This is a genomic window from Enterococcus mundtii (assembly GCF_002947535.1).
GTDB classification, from domain to species: Bacteria; Bacillota; Bacilli; order Lactobacillales; family Enterococcaceae; genus Enterococcus_B; species Enterococcus_B mundtii_B.
The window spans coordinates 42,826-61,403 of sequence record NZ_PUAP01000002.1 but is presented as its reverse complement, the minus strand read 5'-3'; the positions used below and the strand labels follow the sequence as shown (position 1 = coordinate 61,403).

16 protein-coding genes and 2 pseudogenes are annotated in these 18,578 nt (G+C 39.5%); 14 read left to right on the top strand and 4 right to left on the bottom strand.

Annotation, left to right across the window (positions count from 1 at the left end; translation table 11 throughout):
- Positions 1-95: 95 nt before the first annotated feature.
- The 7 genes and pseudogenes from CUS89_RS16560 to CUS89_RS00270 all read left to right on the top strand — a co-directional run.
- A pseudogene (locus CUS89_RS16560) lies at positions 96-951 on the top strand (cell division protein FtsK); the annotation flags it as partial.
- A gap of 65 nt (positions 952-1,016) precedes the next feature.
- A pseudogene (locus tag CUS89_RS16555) lies at positions 1,017-2,534 on the top strand (DNA translocase FtsK); the annotation flags it as partial.
- A 480-nt stretch (positions 2,535-3,014) separates the two neighbouring features.
- Positions 3,015-3,425, top strand: a complete 411-nt coding sequence (locus CUS89_RS00290) for a ribonuclease G (RefSeq protein WP_104870696.1) — start codon at positions 3,015-3,017, stop codon at positions 3,423-3,425.
- 16 nt (positions 3,426-3,441) lie between these two features.
- Positions 3,442-3,855 carry a hypothetical protein gene (locus CUS89_RS00285; protein ID WP_104870581.1) on the top strand — a complete coding sequence of 138 codons (414 nt, stop codon included), beginning with the start codon at positions 3,442-3,444 and terminating at the stop codon, positions 3,853-3,855.
- Between the two features lie 121 nt (positions 3,856-3,976).
- The gene (rlmN, locus tag CUS89_RS00280; RefSeq protein WP_019722503.1) at positions 3,977-5,050 is read left to right on the top strand and encodes a 23S rRNA (adenine(2503)-C(2))-methyltransferase RlmN; all 1,074 of its coding nucleotides are present in this window, start codon (positions 3,977-3,979) and stop codon (positions 5,048-5,050) included.
- Between the two features lie 85 nt (positions 5,051-5,135).
- Positions 5,136-5,678, top strand: coding sequence for an aminoglycoside N-acetyltransferase AAC(6')-Ii (aac(6'), locus tag CUS89_RS00275; protein ID WP_104870580.1), 543 nt, complete (start codon positions 5,136-5,138; stop codon positions 5,676-5,678).
- Positions 5,679-6,012: 334 nt separating this feature from the next.
- Positions 6,013-7,680, top strand: a complete 1,668-nt coding sequence (locus CUS89_RS00270) for a peptide ABC transporter substrate-binding protein (RefSeq protein ID WP_104870579.1) — start codon at positions 6,013-6,015, stop codon at positions 7,678-7,680.
- Between the two features lie 92 nt (positions 7,681-7,772).
- On the opposite strand, the gene CUS89_RS00265 is transcribed toward CUS89_RS00270, so the two are convergent.
- The gene (locus CUS89_RS00265; protein ID WP_104870578.1) at positions 7,773-8,117 is read right to left on the bottom strand and encodes a DUF3899 domain-containing protein; all 345 of its coding nucleotides are present in this window, start codon (positions 8,115-8,117) and stop codon (positions 7,773-7,775) included.
- An 80-nt stretch (positions 8,118-8,197) separates the two neighbouring features.
- Between CUS89_RS00265 and opp3b the strand changes: the two genes are divergently transcribed.
- The 5 genes from opp3b to CUS89_RS00240 are packed head-to-tail and all read left to right on the top strand — an operon-like array spanning position 8,198 to position 13,219.
- Positions 8,198-9,139 carry an oligopeptide ABC transporter permease gene (gene opp3b / locus CUS89_RS00260; protein ID WP_019722500.1) on the top strand — a complete coding sequence of 314 codons (942 nt, stop codon included), beginning with the start codon at positions 8,198-8,200 and terminating at the stop codon, positions 9,137-9,139.
- The gene (locus tag CUS89_RS00255) at positions 9,140-10,183 is read left to right on the top strand and encodes an ABC transporter permease (protein ID WP_104870577.1); all 1,044 of its coding nucleotides are present in this window, start codon (positions 9,140-9,142) and stop codon (positions 10,181-10,183) included.
- A 5-nt stretch (positions 10,184-10,188) separates the two neighbouring features.
- The gene (locus CUS89_RS00250; protein WP_104870576.1) at positions 10,189-11,271 is read left to right on the top strand and encodes an ABC transporter ATP-binding protein; all 1,083 of its coding nucleotides are present in this window, start codon (positions 10,189-10,191) and stop codon (positions 11,269-11,271) included.
- A complete protein-coding gene (locus CUS89_RS00245) occupies positions 11,246-12,199 on the top strand; it encodes an ABC transporter ATP-binding protein (protein ID WP_104870575.1) in 954 nt (317 codons plus the stop codon). The genes CUS89_RS00250 and CUS89_RS00245 overlap by 26 nt, the downstream gene beginning before the upstream one ends.
- Positions 12,200-12,211: 12 nt before the next feature.
- Complete coding sequence (locus tag CUS89_RS00240) at positions 12,212-13,219, top strand: RNA-guided endonuclease TnpB family protein (protein WP_065096132.1); 1,008 nt, start codon at positions 12,212-12,214, stop codon at positions 13,217-13,219.
- A 143-nt stretch (positions 13,220-13,362) separates the two neighbouring features.
- On the opposite strand, the gene CUS89_RS00235 is transcribed toward CUS89_RS00240, so the two are convergent.
- Complete coding sequence (locus tag CUS89_RS00235) at positions 13,363-14,184, bottom strand: NUDIX domain-containing protein (protein WP_104870574.1); 822 nt, start codon at positions 14,182-14,184, stop codon at positions 13,363-13,365.
- Between the two features lie 91 nt (positions 14,185-14,275).
- On the bottom strand, positions 14,276-14,554 hold the full coding sequence (locus tag CUS89_RS00230) for a hypothetical protein (RefSeq protein WP_104870573.1): 279 nt from the start codon (positions 14,552-14,554) through the stop codon (positions 14,276-14,278).
- Between the two features lie 277 nt (positions 14,555-14,831).
- Here CUS89_RS00230 and metG point away from each other — a divergent pair, with 277 nt between their 5' ends.
- Together metG and CUS89_RS00220 are read left to right on the top strand one after the other, a co-directional pair.
- A complete protein-coding gene (gene metG / locus CUS89_RS00225) occupies positions 14,832-16,841 on the top strand; it encodes a methionine--tRNA ligase (RefSeq protein WP_065096133.1) in 2,010 nt (669 codons plus the stop codon).
- Between the two features lie 337 nt (positions 16,842-17,178).
- Positions 17,179-17,940, top strand: a complete 762-nt coding sequence (locus tag CUS89_RS00220; protein WP_104870572.1) for a Fic family protein — start codon at positions 17,179-17,181, stop codon at positions 17,938-17,940.
- A gap of 43 nt (positions 17,941-17,983) precedes the next feature.
- On the opposite strand, the gene CUS89_RS00215 is transcribed toward CUS89_RS00220, so the two are convergent.
- Positions 17,984-18,577 carry a hypothetical protein gene (locus CUS89_RS00215; protein WP_104870571.1) on the bottom strand — a complete coding sequence of 198 codons (594 nt, stop codon included), beginning with the start codon at positions 18,575-18,577 and terminating at the stop codon, positions 17,984-17,986.
- Between the last annotated feature and the right edge of the window lies 1 nt (position 18,578).

The following is an 18,578-nucleotide window of genomic DNA, read 5'->3' as shown; positions in this document are numbered from 1 at the left end:
ATCAGATAAAAAGAAAATCAGCAATCGGACAAACAAAACTTTTGTTCGCTTGCTTTTTTTTGTATAATGGAACTTGATGAAAAGAGGGATATATCATGGCAAAGAAAAAACGTCCTGCTAAGAAGAAAAGAAAAACAAAAAAACAAAAACAGCAGCAGGAGCAAATGATTGCGATCGGTGTTGGCTTTGCTTTTATACTATTTGCTGTCTTTGGCTTTTTGAAATTAGGCTTTTTAGGCATTTTAGTGGCGAATGGTTTTCGCATAGTCGCTGGAAATACGTATCAGATCCTATGTGTATTGTTAGCAGTTTTAGGATTTTGGATCATGGTCAAAAATAGAGAATTCACGATGGGTAAGAGTCGTCGTTGGCTGGGAGTCGGTCTGTTTTATTTAGGTATCTTACTCTTTTTACATGCCAATCTTTTTGGGAAATTGAACAGCGGAGAACCAAATATCATTGGTACCACTTGGGATCTACTATCGGCAGATATTCGTCAAAGTCAAATCACCACGAATGTCGGTGGCGGTATGTTAGGTGCATTTATTTATAATCTGACATTCTTTTTGATTGCTCAACCGGGCAGTTATTTCGTAGCTGTTTTATTGGTTATTGGCGGAGCAGTATTGTTCAGTAATGTTGAGGGGCATCAATTATTGAATGCCTTACAAATCATGGGAGATAGATTCCAAGAACTGTTAGAAGGCGACCCAGAAAAACAGGCACGCAAACAAGCCGCGAAAGAAGAACGGCAAAAACAACGAGCAGAAGCGAAGGAAGCAAAACGCCTTGCTGCGAAAGAAGCAGCCGAAGCTGAAGCTGCGGAAATGGAACAAAAACGAGCCACTCGTCAAAAGAATCAAATCCAAAAGGAAACTTCTCCTAGTTACGAAGAAAGTGAACCTGAACAATTGAGTTTTGTACCGATTGACAGTTTCCAAGGAAATGTCCAACCTCCTGTTATGGAACGTCCAAAACAGGATGAAATGACCCAAGCACAAGATTCGCCAGAAGATGAATTATTTGAAGATGATGGCACTGCATTAGAATTTGAGATCGAAGCAGAAGAAGAAAATCAAGCATACGAACTACCTTCAATCGATTTATTAGACTCAGCGCAAACCGTGGATCAAAGTGATGAGTACAAGAAAATTGAAAAAAATATTGGCGTGTTAGAACAAACTTTCCAAAGTTTTGGTGTCGATGCGAAAGTCGTCAAAGCGAGTTTAGGACCATCTGTGACGAAGTTTGAGATCCAACCAGCTGTTGGAGTGAAAGTAAGTAAAATCGTTAGTTTGACTGATGATATTGCCTTAGCTCTAGCCGCAAAAGATGTTCGTATGGAAGCACCGATACCTGGGAAATCATTGATCGGGATCGAAGTGCCGAACAGCAAGATCAGTATGGTTTCATTTAGAGAGATCATCGAAGCCCAACCGGATCATCCAGACAAACTATTGGAAGTACCTCTAGGACGAGATGTATCAGGTCGTGTCCAAACGGCTGATCTATCGAAAATGCCTCACTTGCTCGTTGCTGGTTCGACTGGTAGCGGGAAGTCAGTGGCGATCAACGGGATCATCACAAGTATCTTGATGCGAGCAAAACCTCATGAAGTCAAACTGATGATGATCGACCCGAAAATGGTTGAGTTGAATATGTATAATGGTATCCCGCATTTGTTGACGCCAGTTGTGACCAATCCTAGAAAAGCAGCACAAGCGTTGCAAAAAGTCGTTCAGGAAATGGAAGAACGTTATGAGAAGTTTGCTGCGACTGGTGTGCGAAATATCTCCGGATACAATGAATTTGTCCAACAAAAAAATCTAGAAAATGGGACAAAACATCCGACCTTGCCATTTATCGTCGTCATTGTTGATGAATTGGCGGATCTGATGATGGTCGCAAGCAACGAAGTCGAAGATGCGATCATTCGTTTAGCACAAATGGCTCGTGCCGCAGGTATCCATATGATCTTAGCGACACAACGCCCAAGTGTGGATGTCATCACAGGGATCATAAAAGCCAATGTTCCTTCACGAATGGCGTTTGCTGTTTCCAGCGGAACAGACTCACGAACGATCATTGATTCCAATGGAGCTGAAAAGCTCTTAGGACGAGGGGATATGCTCTTCTTGCCGATGGGTGAGAATAAACCGATCCGTGTCCAAGGTGCCTTCATTTCAGATCATGAAGTGGAACGTGTGGTCAGCTTCGTCACCGATCAACAAGAAGCCAATTACGAAGAAAAAATGATGCCAACGGATGAAGTTGAATCGGCTGGTTCAGCTGAACAACCCCAAGATGAACTATTTGAAGAGGCAAAAGCATTAGTTATCGAAATGCAAACCGCTAGTATTTCCCTGTTGCAGCGTCGTTTTAGAATCGGCTACAATCGGGCAGCTCGGTTAGTCGATGAACTAGAAGCACATGGCGTCGTAGGACCATCAGAAGGAAGTAAGCCTCGAAAAGTTTTCATTGAACAAATGGAAGAGGCAATGGATCAATCATTATCCGAAAATCAAGAAATATAACAAGAAATACAAAATGAAAGCAAGAAATCTTTTCTTATCGAATGGATTTTTTGCTTTTATTTTGCGTTTAGTCCATAAAAATATCTTTTATGGAAAAAAACAGATAGTAACAAAACGATTTTTATAAAATTATTCATACTGAAAAAATGATAAGCTTAAAGTCACAATAGTTTTTTTAGATGAAAGGAGATTCACTGAATGAACGATGAGACAACGAAAAAGATTGATCAAGTAACGAATGAAGCTTCTGAACAAATGACGGATGAACAATTTACAGAAACAATGGATGAAGCGACTGGAAAATCAGTCAACGAACAACCTAAAGAACCAATCGAAGAACCAGTCGAAGAACCGATTAAAGAACCGATTAAAGAACCAATCGAAGAACCAATCAAAGAACCGATCAAAGAACCAATCAAAGAACCAATACAACCAACGAGCCAAACACAAAAAGCAACGCTTGATGAACCCCAAGTCGGCTTGGCAAATTCTGAGTTTCAAAGGGTCAATCAGGAAGTACCGGAAGAAATCAAAAAATGGAATTGGGGTGCCTTCTCTCTTAACATCATTTGGGGAATCGGAAACAAAACGTATCTTCCATTACTGTGTTTGATTCCACTATTCAATCTAGTTTGGGTGTTTATTTGCGGGTTTAAAGGAAATGAATGGGCATGGAGAGATGGAAACTATACGGATGTAGAAACATTCAAACAAGTCCAAAAAACTTGGAGTCGAGCTGGCATAGCGATGTTTATTATTCAAATTGCGATCATCCTCTTATATCTTGCTTTTGTCGTATTCATACTTTCTAGCTTATGGTATATTCGTGATTCTTTTATCCGGGATTCTTATAACTATGATCCTTACATCTATGATGGTTATTACTATTAGAAAAGGAGAAAACAGCATGCATCAAAAAATGATCAAAACTATTTTTATATTGAATATCGTTCAAACAGTGATTTATCTTTTTGGTTTCTTTAACCGAGTAGCTGAGCAGTCAGGCCTGATTCCGCTTGTCTATGTGACACGGATATGGGGGGATTTTTCTGGAATTATTTTTTGGTCGATCCTTAGTATGATTTGTGTGATCGGTTTCACTTTGACCTTATATTTATTGCTTTCAAAAGCAGTAGATTCTAAAAAAATGGTCGGGCTGATCATTTCTGCTGTCGGTTATGGTTCCCCGCTTCTATTCAGCTTTTTCTTGATTATTCCAGCAACATTGCTGATTCTGGGTCTAATCTTTATTAAGTGGTTGATTTTAGATCCAGAAAAGTTGTCAGAAGAATATGATGAGATGGAGGAAACTCACACATAATCTAAATAAGATTTTGTACGAGTTTCTAAACGATTATTTAGTTTCTTTTGTGAACTATTGCATTAACAAAGGGAATCAGTTATAGTATGTAGCGATACTTTGAAAAAAAGAGGGAATAATCGTGGAAAAACAATCCATTTACGGCTTAACAAATAAAGAATTGACTGCATGGTTTTTAGAACATGGTGAAAAGAAATTTCGTGCGTCACAAGTTTGGGAATGGCTCTATCAAAAGCGTGTCACAACCTTTGAAGAAATGACGAATCTTTCAAAAAGTTTGATTGAAAAACTAGCAGAAAACTTTGAGATCAATCCATTGAAACAAGTGATCGTGCAAGAGGCAAGTGATGGAACAGTCAAATACTTGTTTGAGTTACCGGATAAAAATATGATCGAAACGGTTTTGATGAGACAAGAATATGGCTTATCTGTGTGTGTAACTACACAAGTTGGCTGTAATATTGGCTGTACTTTTTGTGCCAGCGGTTTATTGACGAAAAATCGCGACTTAACAGCCGGTGAGATCGTGGCACAGATCATGATGGTCCAACATTACTTTGATGAACGTCAACTGGGGGAACGAGTATCTCATGTCGTAGTGATGGGGATCGGTGAACCATTCGATAATTACGACAATGTGATGGATTTCTTGCATATCATCAATGATGCGAAAGGTTTAGCGATCGGCGCTCGTCACATCACGGTGTCAACAAGTGGTTTGGCAAATAAAATCAAAGAATTCGCTGAAAATGGATTACAAGTCAACTTAGCGATTTCATTACATGCACCAAATAATGAAGTGCGCACATCCATGATGCGTATCAATCGCCGTTTCCCAATTGAAAAATTGATGGAAGCAGTGGATGAGTATTTAGAGAAAACAAACCGTCGGATCACATTTGAATACATCATGCTGAATCAAGTGAATGATCGTCCCGAGCATGCGCAACAACTCGCTGATCTGTTGAAAGACAAGAAAAAATTAACTTATGTCAATTTGATCCCTTACAACCCAGTAAGTGAACATGATCAATATTCAAGAAGTCCAAAAGCGGATGTATTGAAATTTTATGATGTGTTGAAAAAGAATGGCATCAATTGTGTGATTCGCAAAGAGCATGGGACAGATATCGATGCAGCTTGTGGACAATTGCGTAGCAAACAGATGAAAAAAGAAAAAACTGTAGCAAAATAAATATTCTTAAAGTTAAGTTTTCTTTCCTTTTCTTTTTCCCGTTTGGCTGATAGAATAGGCTGAAATTGGAATGGAGGGGAATAGGATGATCATCAGTGAATTTGATCGTAAAAATATCGGTTTGAAGGATCAGCTTGCTGACCTTTTGCGATTGACTTGGCCGAGAGATTACGGGGAACAACCAATGAAAGAAGTCGAGCAATTACTAGCGACGGACCGAATCGCGGTATCAGCGGTTGAACAAGATCGTTTGGTTGGTTTTATCGGTTCGATCCCACAGTATGGAACGACTGGTTGGGAAATTCACCCTCTAGTAGTAGAAACTTCTTTTCGCAAGAAATATATCGGTAGCCGCTTAGTTGACTACCTAGAAAAAGAAATCGCCTCTAAAGGTGGTGTGATGGTTTATTTAGGAACAGATGATACAGATGGAGATACGAGTCTTAGTCATACGGATCTTTTTGATCATCCGTTGGATAAACTGAAATCAATCGAAACTTTCCACAAGCATCCTTATACATTTTATGAAAAGTTAGGTTATCAGATCGTAGGTGTTCTTCCAGATGCAAATGGAACCAATCAACCTGATATTATTCTGGCAAAACGTCTCGGGGAAATCGATCAATGAACGAAGCATAAAAATGATTTCTCAAAAAATCGAATAAAACATTAGAGCCTCCCATACTGTGGAGGCTCTTTTTTATAGCAAAAACCGAACATTCATAATAACTGTTCTTATAACAATCATTTTTTTATGATTATTTTATTCGAAAGTGGGTGAGATAAAAATCCTTTATTCATCTCATTTTTTCAGAAAAAAATAATAAAACGTTCATGTAAAAGTCATTATTTTTTAGAAAAAGCAAAAAAAACTGTTGCAATTTTAATAATTATTCATTAAACTCATAAACAACTCAGAAAATACTAATTATTCTGAAAATTTCGATAAAGGGGTACGGAAGATGAAAAAGAATTTAACTTTTGGTGTTGTGGCCTTATGTGGGCTTGTACTTGCTGGTTGTTATGGTGGCAGCAGTGCAGATACAAGTGGTAGTGGTTCTGCAAGCAGTGGATCAGCAGATGGAGGAGGCGTCTTCAACTTAGTAGTACCTCAAGAAATGCCGTCAGCCGACTTATCGGTTGCAACAGATACGATCAGTTTTACTGCACTAAATAATGTGTATGAAGGAATCTATCGTTTAGATGAAGATAGTAAACCTCAACCAGCCGGTGCGAGTGAATTGGCTGAAGTTAGTGAAGATGGTTTGACTTATAAAGTCAAATTGCGTGAAGATGCAAAATGGTCAAATGGTGAACCTGTCACAGCAGCTGATTATGTTTATGGTTGGCAACGTACGGTAGATCCAGCAACGGCATCAGAATATGCGTATCTTTTTGCACCAGTTGAAAATGCTGAAGCAATCACAGCAGGCGACAAAGACAAATCAGAATTAGGCATCAAAGCAGTTGGCGATTATGAATTGGAAATCAAATTAGCCAAACAAACGCCATACTTCCAATACTTACTTGCTTTCCCTTCATTCTTCCCACAAAGTCAAGCAGTGGTTGAAGAACATGGAGATGCGTACGCATCATCAAGTGACAACGCAGTATACAATGGACCATTTACTTTAGCTGATTTTGATGGACCAGGTACTGATACTGAATGGACGTACAAGAAAAACGAAGAGTACTGGGATAAAGATGCAGTTAAATTATCAGAAATCAAAGTCAGTGTCGTAAAAGAATCTTCTACTGCATTGAATCTATTCAAAGATGGACAAGCAGATGATGTCATCTTATCAGGTGAATTAGCACAACAAAATGCCAATGATCCAGCTTATACGTCAGTTAAAGAAGCACGTACAAGTTATATCGAGTTCAATCAAAGAGAAGATGATTCACCATTCAAAAATGTGAACTTAAGAAAAGCTATCTCTTACTCAATCAACCGTGAAGCATTAGTGAAACAAGTCATGGGTGATGGTTCAGTTGTTTCAACAGGCTTGATTCCAGCTGACATGACTAAGAATCCTGAAACAAATGAAGATTTCGCAGCAGAAGCCGGCGAATTAGTATCATACGATCAAGACAAAGCAAAAGAATATTGGGAAAAAGCGAAGAGTGAATTAGGGATCGACTCATTAGAATTTGAATTGATGGCATCAGATGATGACTCAACGAAAAAAGTGATCGAATATATCCAAAACTCTATCCAAGAAAACCTTGACGGTGTGAAAGTAAAACCTACACCAGTACCATTCTCTGTTCGTTTGGACCGTTCATCTTCAGGTGATTTCGATACAGTATTAGGTGGCTGGGGCGCAGACTATGCTGACCCAAGTAGCTTTACTGACTTATTTGTAACAGGCAATTCTTACAACCGTGGTCAATGGTCAAATGCAGACTATGACAAAGCCGTTGAAGCATCTGCTTCTAAAGATGCAGGTGACGAACAAGCGCGTTGGGCTGACTTACAAGAAGCGAATAAAATCATCGCTGAAGATATGGGTGTCGCGCCAGTTTATCAAAAAGCTGAAGGTCACTTAGTGAATCCAAAAGTCAAAGGTATCGTTCATCATGCTGCTGGTGCATCATGGGATTACAAATGGACATATATTGAAGAATAATCTGTCCTAAAAAGAAAAAAGAGCGTCTGGGATGTGTCACAAATCCCAGACCTCTCAATTTTCTGATCCTAGTTATTCTTTTGGCCGTTCATTTAGACAAGTGAGATGAGCGCAAAGACAATCGAAAACACAAGCAAAATTCCAGCGATGATCAGCCAAAAGGTATACATACCGTAGCTGACCGAAGATAGGGAAGTAAATTCTGGTTTTTCCTTACGGTTTCTCGTTCGTGCTAAATGGATCGAACGTTGAAAATGATCAAAGAAACCTGAGGAGAACACCCATAAAAATCCGCCGATAATCAAAAACGGCAACGCACATAAAAATAAATCATTGGATAATTGAAGAAGGGTCAATTGATCAGTCAAAGCATTTTTTAGTAACACGAGGACGATCACTAGACCGGCAAACAAATAAGGACGATATTTTTTTTTCATTATTTTGCTCCTTTATCATTGGTTCATTAAATAATGTAGCGAAACATTGATCAGAAGTCAAAAGCTAGGGGGAAACATTCGTGAATAGTTATATAAAATATGTATTAAAACGTGTCTTCTTTATGGTCATCACACTTTGGTTGATTGCAACCATCACATTCTTTTTGATGCAATTATTGCCTGGTACACCTTACACAAACCAGGAACGTTTGAGTCCTGAAACAATTGAGATGTTGAACAAACAAGTCGGTTTAGATAAACCAGTCATCGTTCAATATGGGATCTATCTTTCTAATTTGATCCAAGGAGATTTTGGTATCTCTTTCCAATTCAAAAACCAACCAGTTGCTAACTTATTAGCAGGACGAGTAGGACCTTCATTACAGCTTGGTCTACAAGCAATCATTTTTGGAACTTTCTTTGGAACGATCCTAGGAACGATCTCAGCAATGAAACAAAATACATGGGTCGATACGTCTTCTACATTAGTCGCGATCTTAGGACGTTCTATCCCTAACTTTGTTTTTGCTGTATTGTTACAATACATTTTTGCCATCCAATTCCGCGTATTACCGATCGCAAAATGGGATGGGTTCATGTATACGATCTTACCAACGATTGCACTGGCCATGTCGCCATTAGCCGACTCTGCCAGATTTATTCGAACAGAAATGGTCGAAGTCTTGCATAGTGATTACGTTGAATTGGCCCGAGCAAAAGGTTTGAGTCGTTGGGAAATTGCCTTCAAACATGGTCTACGCAATAGTTTGATCCCGTTGATGACCTTGTTAGGACCATTAGCAGTCGCATTGATGACGGGTTCATTAGTTGTTGAAAATATCTTTGCTATTCCGGGAATCGGTGAGCAATTCGTTAAGTCGATCACAACAAATGACTATCCAACGATCATGGCTGTCACGATCTTATATTCATTTATGTTGATCTTAGTTATTTTAGTCGTAGATCTACTTTACGGACTAGTTGATCCGAGAATCCGAGTTTCTGAAGGGAGTCGAAGCTAGATGGAACTGATACCTAAACGCTACGAAACAATTGCAGAAATACCTGCAGATGAATTTCTACCGTTACAAAAAAATACAGAAGAAGAACGTGAAAAAATCGAAGCTCCTTCACTGAATTTTATCCAGGATTCTTGGCGTCGATTGAAGAAAAACAAAGCGGCAGTTATTTCCATGGGATTACTGATCGTGATCATCTTTATCTCGATCATTACGATTTTCGTTTCACCCCATGATCCAACCGCTCAAAATGTCGATTACATCAACTTACCACCACGCATTCCCGGTATCAATATCGACGGACTGAATGGGAAAGCAATGGTGGCTGGGGAGTTAGTGGATAAATATGCACAAGCAAACGTTCCAGCAGATGTGAACTACTTTTTAGGAACAGATGGTTTAGGTCGTGATGTGTTAAGTCGTTTGTTCATGGGTACACGTATCTCTCTACTGATTGCCTTTATCGCTGCGTTACTAGATGTAACGATCGGTGTTGCCTATGGTTTGATCTCTGGTTTATTAGGTGGTCGTGTGGATAATGTGATGCAACGTTTCTTAGAAGTCTTATCTGGTATTCCTAACTTAGTCGTGATGATTTTGATGTTAGTCGTCTTTGAACCAGGGATCTTCTCGATCGTGGCTGCGATGGCGATCACGAACTGGATTCCGATGGCTCGGATCGTCAGGGCGCAAACATTGAAATTAAAAGACCAAGAGTATGTGTTAGCAGGGATGACATTAGGTGAATCCAAATGGAAGATCGCCTTCAAGCATATCTTGCCAAACATTTCGAGTGTGATCATCATCCAAATGATGTTCAGTATCCCATCAGCGATTTTCTTCGAAGCTTTCTTAAGCTTCATCGGTTTAGGCTTGACACCACCGTCTGCTTCATTGGGAACGATGTTGAGTGATGGATATAAAACATTCTTATACTTGCCGTACCTACTATGGATTCCGGCAGCAACTTTATCGGTGATCATGATTGGTTTCAACTTATTAGCTGATGGCTTACGTGATGCCTTTGATCCTAAAATGAAAGAGTGAGTACGATGACGAAAATTCTTGAAGTAAAGAACTTACAAATCTCCTTTGCTACCTATGCTGGAAAGGTCCAAGCCATCCGAGGCGTCGATTTTCATTTGAACAAAGGTGAAACATTGGCGATCGTTGGTGAATCCGGTAGTGGGAAGTCCGTAACGACTAGAAGTATCATGCGTTTACTATCAAGTAACGCATCGATCGATTCTGGTGAGATTTTATTCAAAGGACAAAACCTTGTTGGTAAAACAGAAAAAGAAATGCAAAAGATTCGTGGGAAAGAAATCGCGATGATCTTCCAAGATCCGATGACTTCATTAGACCCAACGATGACGATTGGTAAACAAGTAGCAGAATCTTTACGTAAGCATAATAAAGTATCGAAAAAAGAAGGGCAAAAAGCTGCTTTAGAATTATTGAATCTTGTAGGGATTCCGGATGCCGAAAAACGTATCCACAGCTATCCCCATCAGTTTTCAGGAGGACAACGGCAACGGATCGTGATTGCGATCGCGCTGATTTGTTACCCAGAAATCTTGATCGCAGATGAACCAACGACAGCCTTAGATGTGACGATCCAAGCACAGATTTTAGAGTTGTTGAAAAAAATCCAGTCAAAAATCGACACGTCAATTATTTTTATCACCCATGATCTTGGTGTCGTAGCGAATGTCGCCGATCGAGTAGCAGTGATGTACGGTGGGAAAATCATTGAAGTGGGGACATCTGAAGAGATTTTCTACAATCCACAACATCCGTATACGTGGGGCTTGCTTGGCTCTATGCCTACCTTGGAAAGTGGCAATGACCGCTTGTATGCAATCCCAGGTTCTCCACCGGATTTATTGAATCCGCCAAAAGGGGATGCCTTCTACCCACGAAATGAATTTGCATTGAAGATCGATGCGGAACAAGCACCACCGTTTTTCGAATTATCACCAACACACCAAGCAGCGACTTGGCTACTAGCCCCACAAGCACCAAAAGTGACACCGCCAGAAGAGATCCAACGGCGCTGGGCGATGTTTCAAGAAAAGCAAAAAGCACATGGCCAAGGGGGATTGAACAATGAACAAAAAACTGCTCGAGGTTAAAGGCTTAAAACAGTATTTTAATGTAGGAAAGAAAAATGAAGTCCACGCAGTGAATGATATCAGTTTCCACATCTATGAAGGAGAAACATTTGGCTTAGTTGGCGAATCTGGTAGTGGAAAGTCAACCACAGGTCGGACGATCATCCGTTTGAATGAACCGACGGGTGGCGAGATCTTATTTGATGGACAAGATGTGACGAAATTAAAAGGAAAACAAGCCATGACGAAGTTTCGACATGAAGTCCAAATGATTTTCCAAGATCCATATGCTTCATTAAATCCACGAATGAAAGTACGAGATATCATTGCAGAAGGCATCGATGTCAACGGACTAGCTAAATCACCCGAAGAACGTGCAGAAAAAGTCAACGAGTTACTAAAAACAGTTGGCTTGAATCCTAGCCATGGCACGCGCTATCCTCATGAATTTTCAGGGGGACAACGCCAACGGATCGGGATTGCACGAGCATTAGCAGTCAATCCGAAGTTTATCATTTGTGATGAGCCAATCTCTGCCTTAGACGTATCGATCCAAGCCCAAGTGGTCAATCTTTTACAAGACTTACAAAAAGAGCAAGGCTTGACTTACTTGTTTATTGCGCATGATCTATCCATGGTGAAACATATCAGTGACCGTATCGGTGTGATGCACAATGGGTTATTGCTTGAGATGGGAACCAGTGAAGAAATCTATAACCATGGGGTCCATCCTTATACAGAAAGCTTACTATCAGCGATTCCATTGCCTGACCCTGATCATGAACGCCAACGTCGTCGGATCAAGTATCAACCTGAACCAGACGATGGAAAAGCTCGTTCGTTACGCGAAATCGCTCCAGAACACTTTGTATATGCAACAGAACAAGAAGTTGCCTATTATGCAAAAAAATTAAAACGGCAGAAAGAAGCCTTGCTAGTCGCAAACTAGGGGGAGAAGCCGATGCTAAAAGCCTTTAAATTTCGAATCTATCCCACTGAGTCACAAAAACAGTGGTTGATCCAAACATTTGGTTGTGTGCGTTTCACTTACAATCATTTATTAAAAGCCAGACAGGCGTATTATTTAGAAACGAAAGAAATCGATTATACGCTGACACCAGCTTCTTTAAAAAAGCAATATCCCTTTTTAAAGGAAGTCGATAGTTTAGCCTTAGCGAATGCCCAATTAAACTTGGATCGTGCATTTCGTAATTATTTTAAAGGACGCGCAAGCTTCCCCAAACTGAAAAATAAAAAAAGTATTTGGCAGTCGTATACGACAAACAATCAAAAGGGAACGATCTATTTAGAAGAAACATCTATCAAACTGCCTAAGTTAAAAGAAAAAATCCGCATCCATGCGCATCGTCCGATTGAAGGAACGATTCGCTCAGCGACGATCTCGTCTCGATACAATGAGATCTTTTATGTCTCCTTGCTCTGTGAAGTTCCCCAAAAGACAATGGAAGCGTCAAATAAATGGATCGGGATAGCTTATGATCCAGATCGTCTAGTGGAGATGTCCACCCCGCTTGATATCGCGATCCCTAAATTCAAACAAGTCGATCAACAACTCCAGCGAGCAAAGAGAAAACTTGTGATCAAAGGACGAGCAGCACAGCATCGACGAGCACACGTTGAAAGAGTGAAAAATTATCAAAAGCAAAAAAGAAAAATCAAAGACTTGTATTTAAAACAAAAATTTCAACGAGAAGATTATTTTGAACAAATTTCAGGAACAGTGATCCGTCATTATGATTATTTGTTTGTCGAATCAATTCCAGCAGATTGTCGGGAAGGTGATTTTTCTATCCAAGATTGGCACAAGCTATTAGCAAAGCTCCAATATAAATCGCAATGGTATAGCAAAAAGCTAGTTTTGATCGATATGAAAGAACAAACGAATCCTTCCACAACCAAAAAGAGTCTGGAATTAGTTGAAATCGGGAAACAAGTACTTTTTGAATAATAAAACTGGTAGGGGCGCCAGGGTTCGCCTTGTTTATAAAAAACATTTATTGTTTTTGTTTCTAGGAATTTCTTTCAGAAAAGCTCACTAATTATGACAAACCAAAAAAGAGGAGAAGAGCATTCAATGCCCTTCACCTCTTTTTATTCTGTATGGCCAGGTTTTAATTGATAGATCTTTGAGGGACGTCCGATACCGACAGGACGTTCGCCGATTTCATCAAAGTATTGTAACATGGCTTTTTTGAAATTAGAATGATCGATCATTTTAAAATCGATCCCTAAGAATTTAGCGAATACTTTGCGTGCTTCAGTGATCGTGAAGTCTTTTCCTAGAACTTGCAACACTTGCGGTTCATGCTCCATTTTATTGACGACCCGATTGAATGCTTTGACAATGATCTCACTATGGTCAAAGGCTAACGTGTCTTTGCCAGAAGACTCGCTCGTCGTCAAATCTAGAGTGATTGCCACTTCACCACTCGATAGATGAAGTTTGTTTGCATTGCGTTCAAGTGAAAACCACTGCACTTCTTTGGCATCGTCTCCAGCAATCAAAGGTTCTTCACCAATAAAGGCGAGATAGCTGACTGTCACGACCCAACCACGAGGATCACGATTCGGTGTGCTGAAGGTATGCAGTTGTTCAATATTTTCTTCTGATATGATCACGCCGGTTTCTTCCTTTGTTTCTCGCAAGACGCTGGCACCTGTGGATTCATTTTTTTGGACGAATCCTCCGGGAAGTGCCCAGGAATTTCTATAAGGATGACTCTTACGTTGGATAAGTAAAACTTTTAGTTGGTCTTCTTCTTTGTTGTAGCAGAGTAAAACGATATCAACTGTCAAGGAAGGTTTTTCATATTCAGGACGTTCTTGGTCTTGATACCAAGCTAAGAAATCAGCTTCCGGTGCTTCTTGTTCGTAATATGTTTTTTCTTCTTCTTTTGAATGAAAATGTTCCACTTTCACACCTCCCGTTATGTTAAGGTACTTTTTACTTTATTGTAGCAGAATCTCCATGAAAACCAAAGATTTCTAGACAAATAAATCGAACTCACAGTTGAAAAAGAAACGGTAAGAGCAGATTAAATAGGAAGAAAAGCAAATAAAATGGAAGAAGCTTTTGTTTTTCTTCTCGAATCGCCAAAAATCCACAGAGGACGATATACCCTGCAAAAACCACTCGAAGGATCAAAGTGAGCAAAAGGAACGTGTTCAATTGTCCATGCAGATTGAAATAACCATACAGATGTAAATAATAAAAACTAAATAATAGATGGATGAGAGAAAGTAAAGCAATACTGATAAGCAATAATTTGTGTTTTTTTGTCATTAATCTCAAAACCTTTTCTTATATGATATTGCTTATTATAGCATGTTTGTGAAGCAAAAATGGCAGAGTATGCGATCTTGAAGAAAAAGGAGTGAGAGTGTGCGTAGAGGAGGAAGTGGATCATCACGATAACGTAGGTTCTTTATAAATGTTTTCGTGAAAGGAAAGGACATCTTTACATTTCAGGAGTTATCAAAAAAAGCTAACAGCGTATTTATTTTATGGTATACTAGCAAGGAAACGAATTCGCACCATGCGATAAAGGAGGAAGTACCCCATGGCAGAAAAGGAAACTTTTTATATCACTACGCCCATCTATTATCCAAGTGGCAAACTGCACATTGGCAATTCTTATACAACGATTGCATGTGATGCTGTTGCACGTTATAAACGTTTGATGGGCTTTGATGTGTTTTATCTAACTGGGGTAGATGAACACGGACAGAAAATTGAGAAAAAAGCAGAAGAATTAGGCGTAGAGCCACAGGAATATGTAGACAAAATGGCTGCAGATGTCAAAAAACTGTGGAAAACATTAGATATCAGCTACGATAAATTCATTCGAACAACTGATGATTATCATAAAGCAGCAGTCCAAAAAATCTTTGATCGCTTGCTTGAACAAGGCGATATTTACTTAGGTGAATATGAAGGTTGGTATTCTGTCTCCGATGAAGAATTCTTTACAGAAACTCAACTTGCAGAAGTATACAAAGATGAAGATGGCAAAGTGATCGGTGGGAAAGCGCCAAGTGGTCATGAAGTCGAGCTAGTCAAGGAAGAATCTTATTTCTTCCGTATGAGTAAGTATGCGGATCGCTTGTTAGAGTACTACGAAGAACACCCAGAGTTTATCCAACCTGAATCACGTAAAAATGAGATGATCAATAACTTCATCAAACCAGGTCTAGAAGATCTAGCGGTTTCGCGGACGACGTTCAGCTGGGGGATCAATGTCAAAAATGATCCGAAACATGTAGTGTATGTCTGGATCGATGCGTTGTCGAACTACATCACCGCACTTGGCTACGGTTCAGAAGACGATCAATTATTCCAGAAATATTGGCCCGCAGATGTCCATATGGTTGGAAAAGAAATCGTTCGTTTCCATACGATCTATTGGCCAATCATGTTGATGGCACTAGATATTCCATTGCCGAAGAAAGTCTTTGGACATGGCTGGTTGCTGATGAAAGATGGCAAGATGTCTAAATCCAAAGGAAATGTCGTTTATCCAGAAATGCTCGTAGAACGCTATGGCTTAGATGCTTTACGTTATTACTTATTACGTGCGGTACCATTTGGCTCAGACGGCGTATTTACACCAGAAGACTTTGTATCACGTGTGAACTACGATTTGGCGAACGACTTAGGGAATCTTTTGAATCGGACGATTGCGATGATCAATAAATATTGTGATGGCATGGTTCCTGACTATGCGTCATTAGTGACACCATTTGACAGTGAGTTATCAACAACTGCTGCGAATGTGGTAGGTCGTTATCATGATGCAATGGAAAAAATGGAATTCAACACTGCTTTAGCCGAAATTTGGGTGCTGATTTCTCGTGCCAACAAATATATCGATGAAACAGAACCTTGGGTCTTAGCAAAAGACGAAGAGAAGAAAAAAGAGTTGGAAAGCGTAATGATCCATTTAGCTGAATCGCTACGTATCACTGCGATCCTGTTGCAACCGATCATGACAGAAACACCAACTAAAATCTTCAATCAATTAGGGTTGGATGCCGAGACGATGAACCTTGAAGGATTACACTTCGGTGAATTCCCATCTGGGACAAAAGTCGTTGCAAAAGGTACACCGATCTTCCCACGCTTAGAGCTGGAAGAAGAAATTGCCTACATCCAAGAGAAAATGTCAGAAGGCACTCAAACAAATGAGGACTCAGTCAAATGGGACCCAGAAGAAACAGAACTTGTTTCCACCAAAGAAAAACAAATCAAGTTCGATGTATTTGAAAAAGTCGAATTAAAAGTAGCAGAAGTCATCAATTGCCAAAAAGTCGAAGGGGCAGATAAATTATTGCAATTCCGTCTAGATGCAGGAGATGACCAAGACCGTCAAATCTTATCCGGTATTGCCGAATTTTATCCTGATCCAAGTGAATTGATCGGCAAAAAATTAGTGATCGTTGCTAACTTGAAACCACGCAAAATGCGCGGGCTGATCAGTCAAGGAATGATCCTTTCAGCAGAAGCAGCTGATGGTTCATTACAAGTGATCGAAGCACCAAAAGGTATGCCAAACGGTTCTGAAGTTGGCTAATCAATGACTGTAAGAACTATTCTAAGCAAATAAGCTTAGAATAGTTCTTTTTTTGTAGGGTACTTTTCTTAGATCTGTCAAAATAAAACTAACGAGGTTGTGCGAACACCGTTTATTTGATTTTAGGGGGTACGAGAGGACGAATGTCCCCGGCTTTTTTATAACTTTGATTGCTTGACAAATTTTTTGGAACTGCAGTATTAAACCATTCATACATGTTACAATAAGAAAAAAAGTGAGTAAGTAAACAATCCAAGCCGAGTGATCAGGTCATTGGGTTAGTTAGCGTTTGATATGAAATAGGATAACTATGCTATCTATTGGAAGGAGACGAAAGATGAATGTGGATAAGTTAGATTTAGTTACCCGATTTGTACTGGAAAAGAAAGCAAATCTGCATGGTGGAATTTACCATAGGATGCAAGTAGAAATGGCGTATAATTCCAATCGAATCGAAGGGTCGAGAATATCTGAGAAGCAAACTGCCTTAATATTTGAAAATAATATTCTCCCTCCTGCTGAAAGTGGTGAGGCGACGAAACTAGATGATATCAAAGAAACAGAAAATCATTTCAAAGGTTTCGACTACGTGATCGATCATATCGAAGAACCCTTATCGAATGACTTTATCAAAGAACTACATCGAATTTTGAAACGAGGAACAACCGATGAAAACAATCCGCTAACACCTGTCGGAGAGTTCAAGGTTGTTCAAAATATGATTGGTTTTGGTTATGATGAAGTTGAAACAGCAGCACCAGAGAAAGTAAGTAAAGAAATGATGGATTTGATTACGAACTACGAGAATCAAAAGAACAAAAGTTTAGCTGAGATTGCTGACTTCCATGTGAAATATGAACGCATCCATCCGTTTGCAGATGGCAACGGACGTACGGGACGTTTGCTTATGTTCAAAGAATGCTTGAAGCACAATATCATGCCTTTCGTGATCAAAGATGTCCATCGTGAATTCTACTACAGAGGTTTAAGTAATTGGGGAACCCAGAATGGTTATTTACTTGATACTTTAGGTATGAGTCAAGATATGTATAAACAGTTTTTGAAAAAAATGAAATTCACAGGATCGGTTCATCAATAAAATAGTTTTATAGATGATCAACAAAAAGTCGAACGATGAGAAATCATCGTCCGACTTTCTTTAGTTTTAACCGTTGTTTGACTTTCGTCGGCAACAGCGCTGCAACGATCGAAAATGGAATACAAAGAATATACCAAGCAACTAGACGGCTATTGCCATAACGTGCATAGATCTTGATCAATAGTGTGTGAAGGATCAACAACCCTAGGAGCAAGCTGATCGCGAAGAACCATCTTGTATCCCAATCAGTCAGATGACGTAATGCGTTCATGGCTAAAGGATAGCCATAGAAAAAAATTCCGATCATCGTTACTCGCCAATTTTTGACGATCGTTTGGACATTCAGTAGTAAAAAGAGGACCGACAGTAAAAAAGCAATGGGAGGAAATATGCTGACAAGGAAAGTATAGACGATTCCCCACAGGAACATCCCCGGTCCTTTGATCAAGGTGACGATCAGAAGAAAACCAGCCATCAATAGCAATTGCTGTGTCAATGTCGCAATGGTTAACCAGCCAAATAAAATCAACAATAACCAGTGTATTTTGGATTGTTTTTGTTCTTTTTGTGGAAAGAAAGTAGTACCTTTATCTTTTAGATAAGATGCTAGTTTTGGATCGATTGATTGAAAATCCATA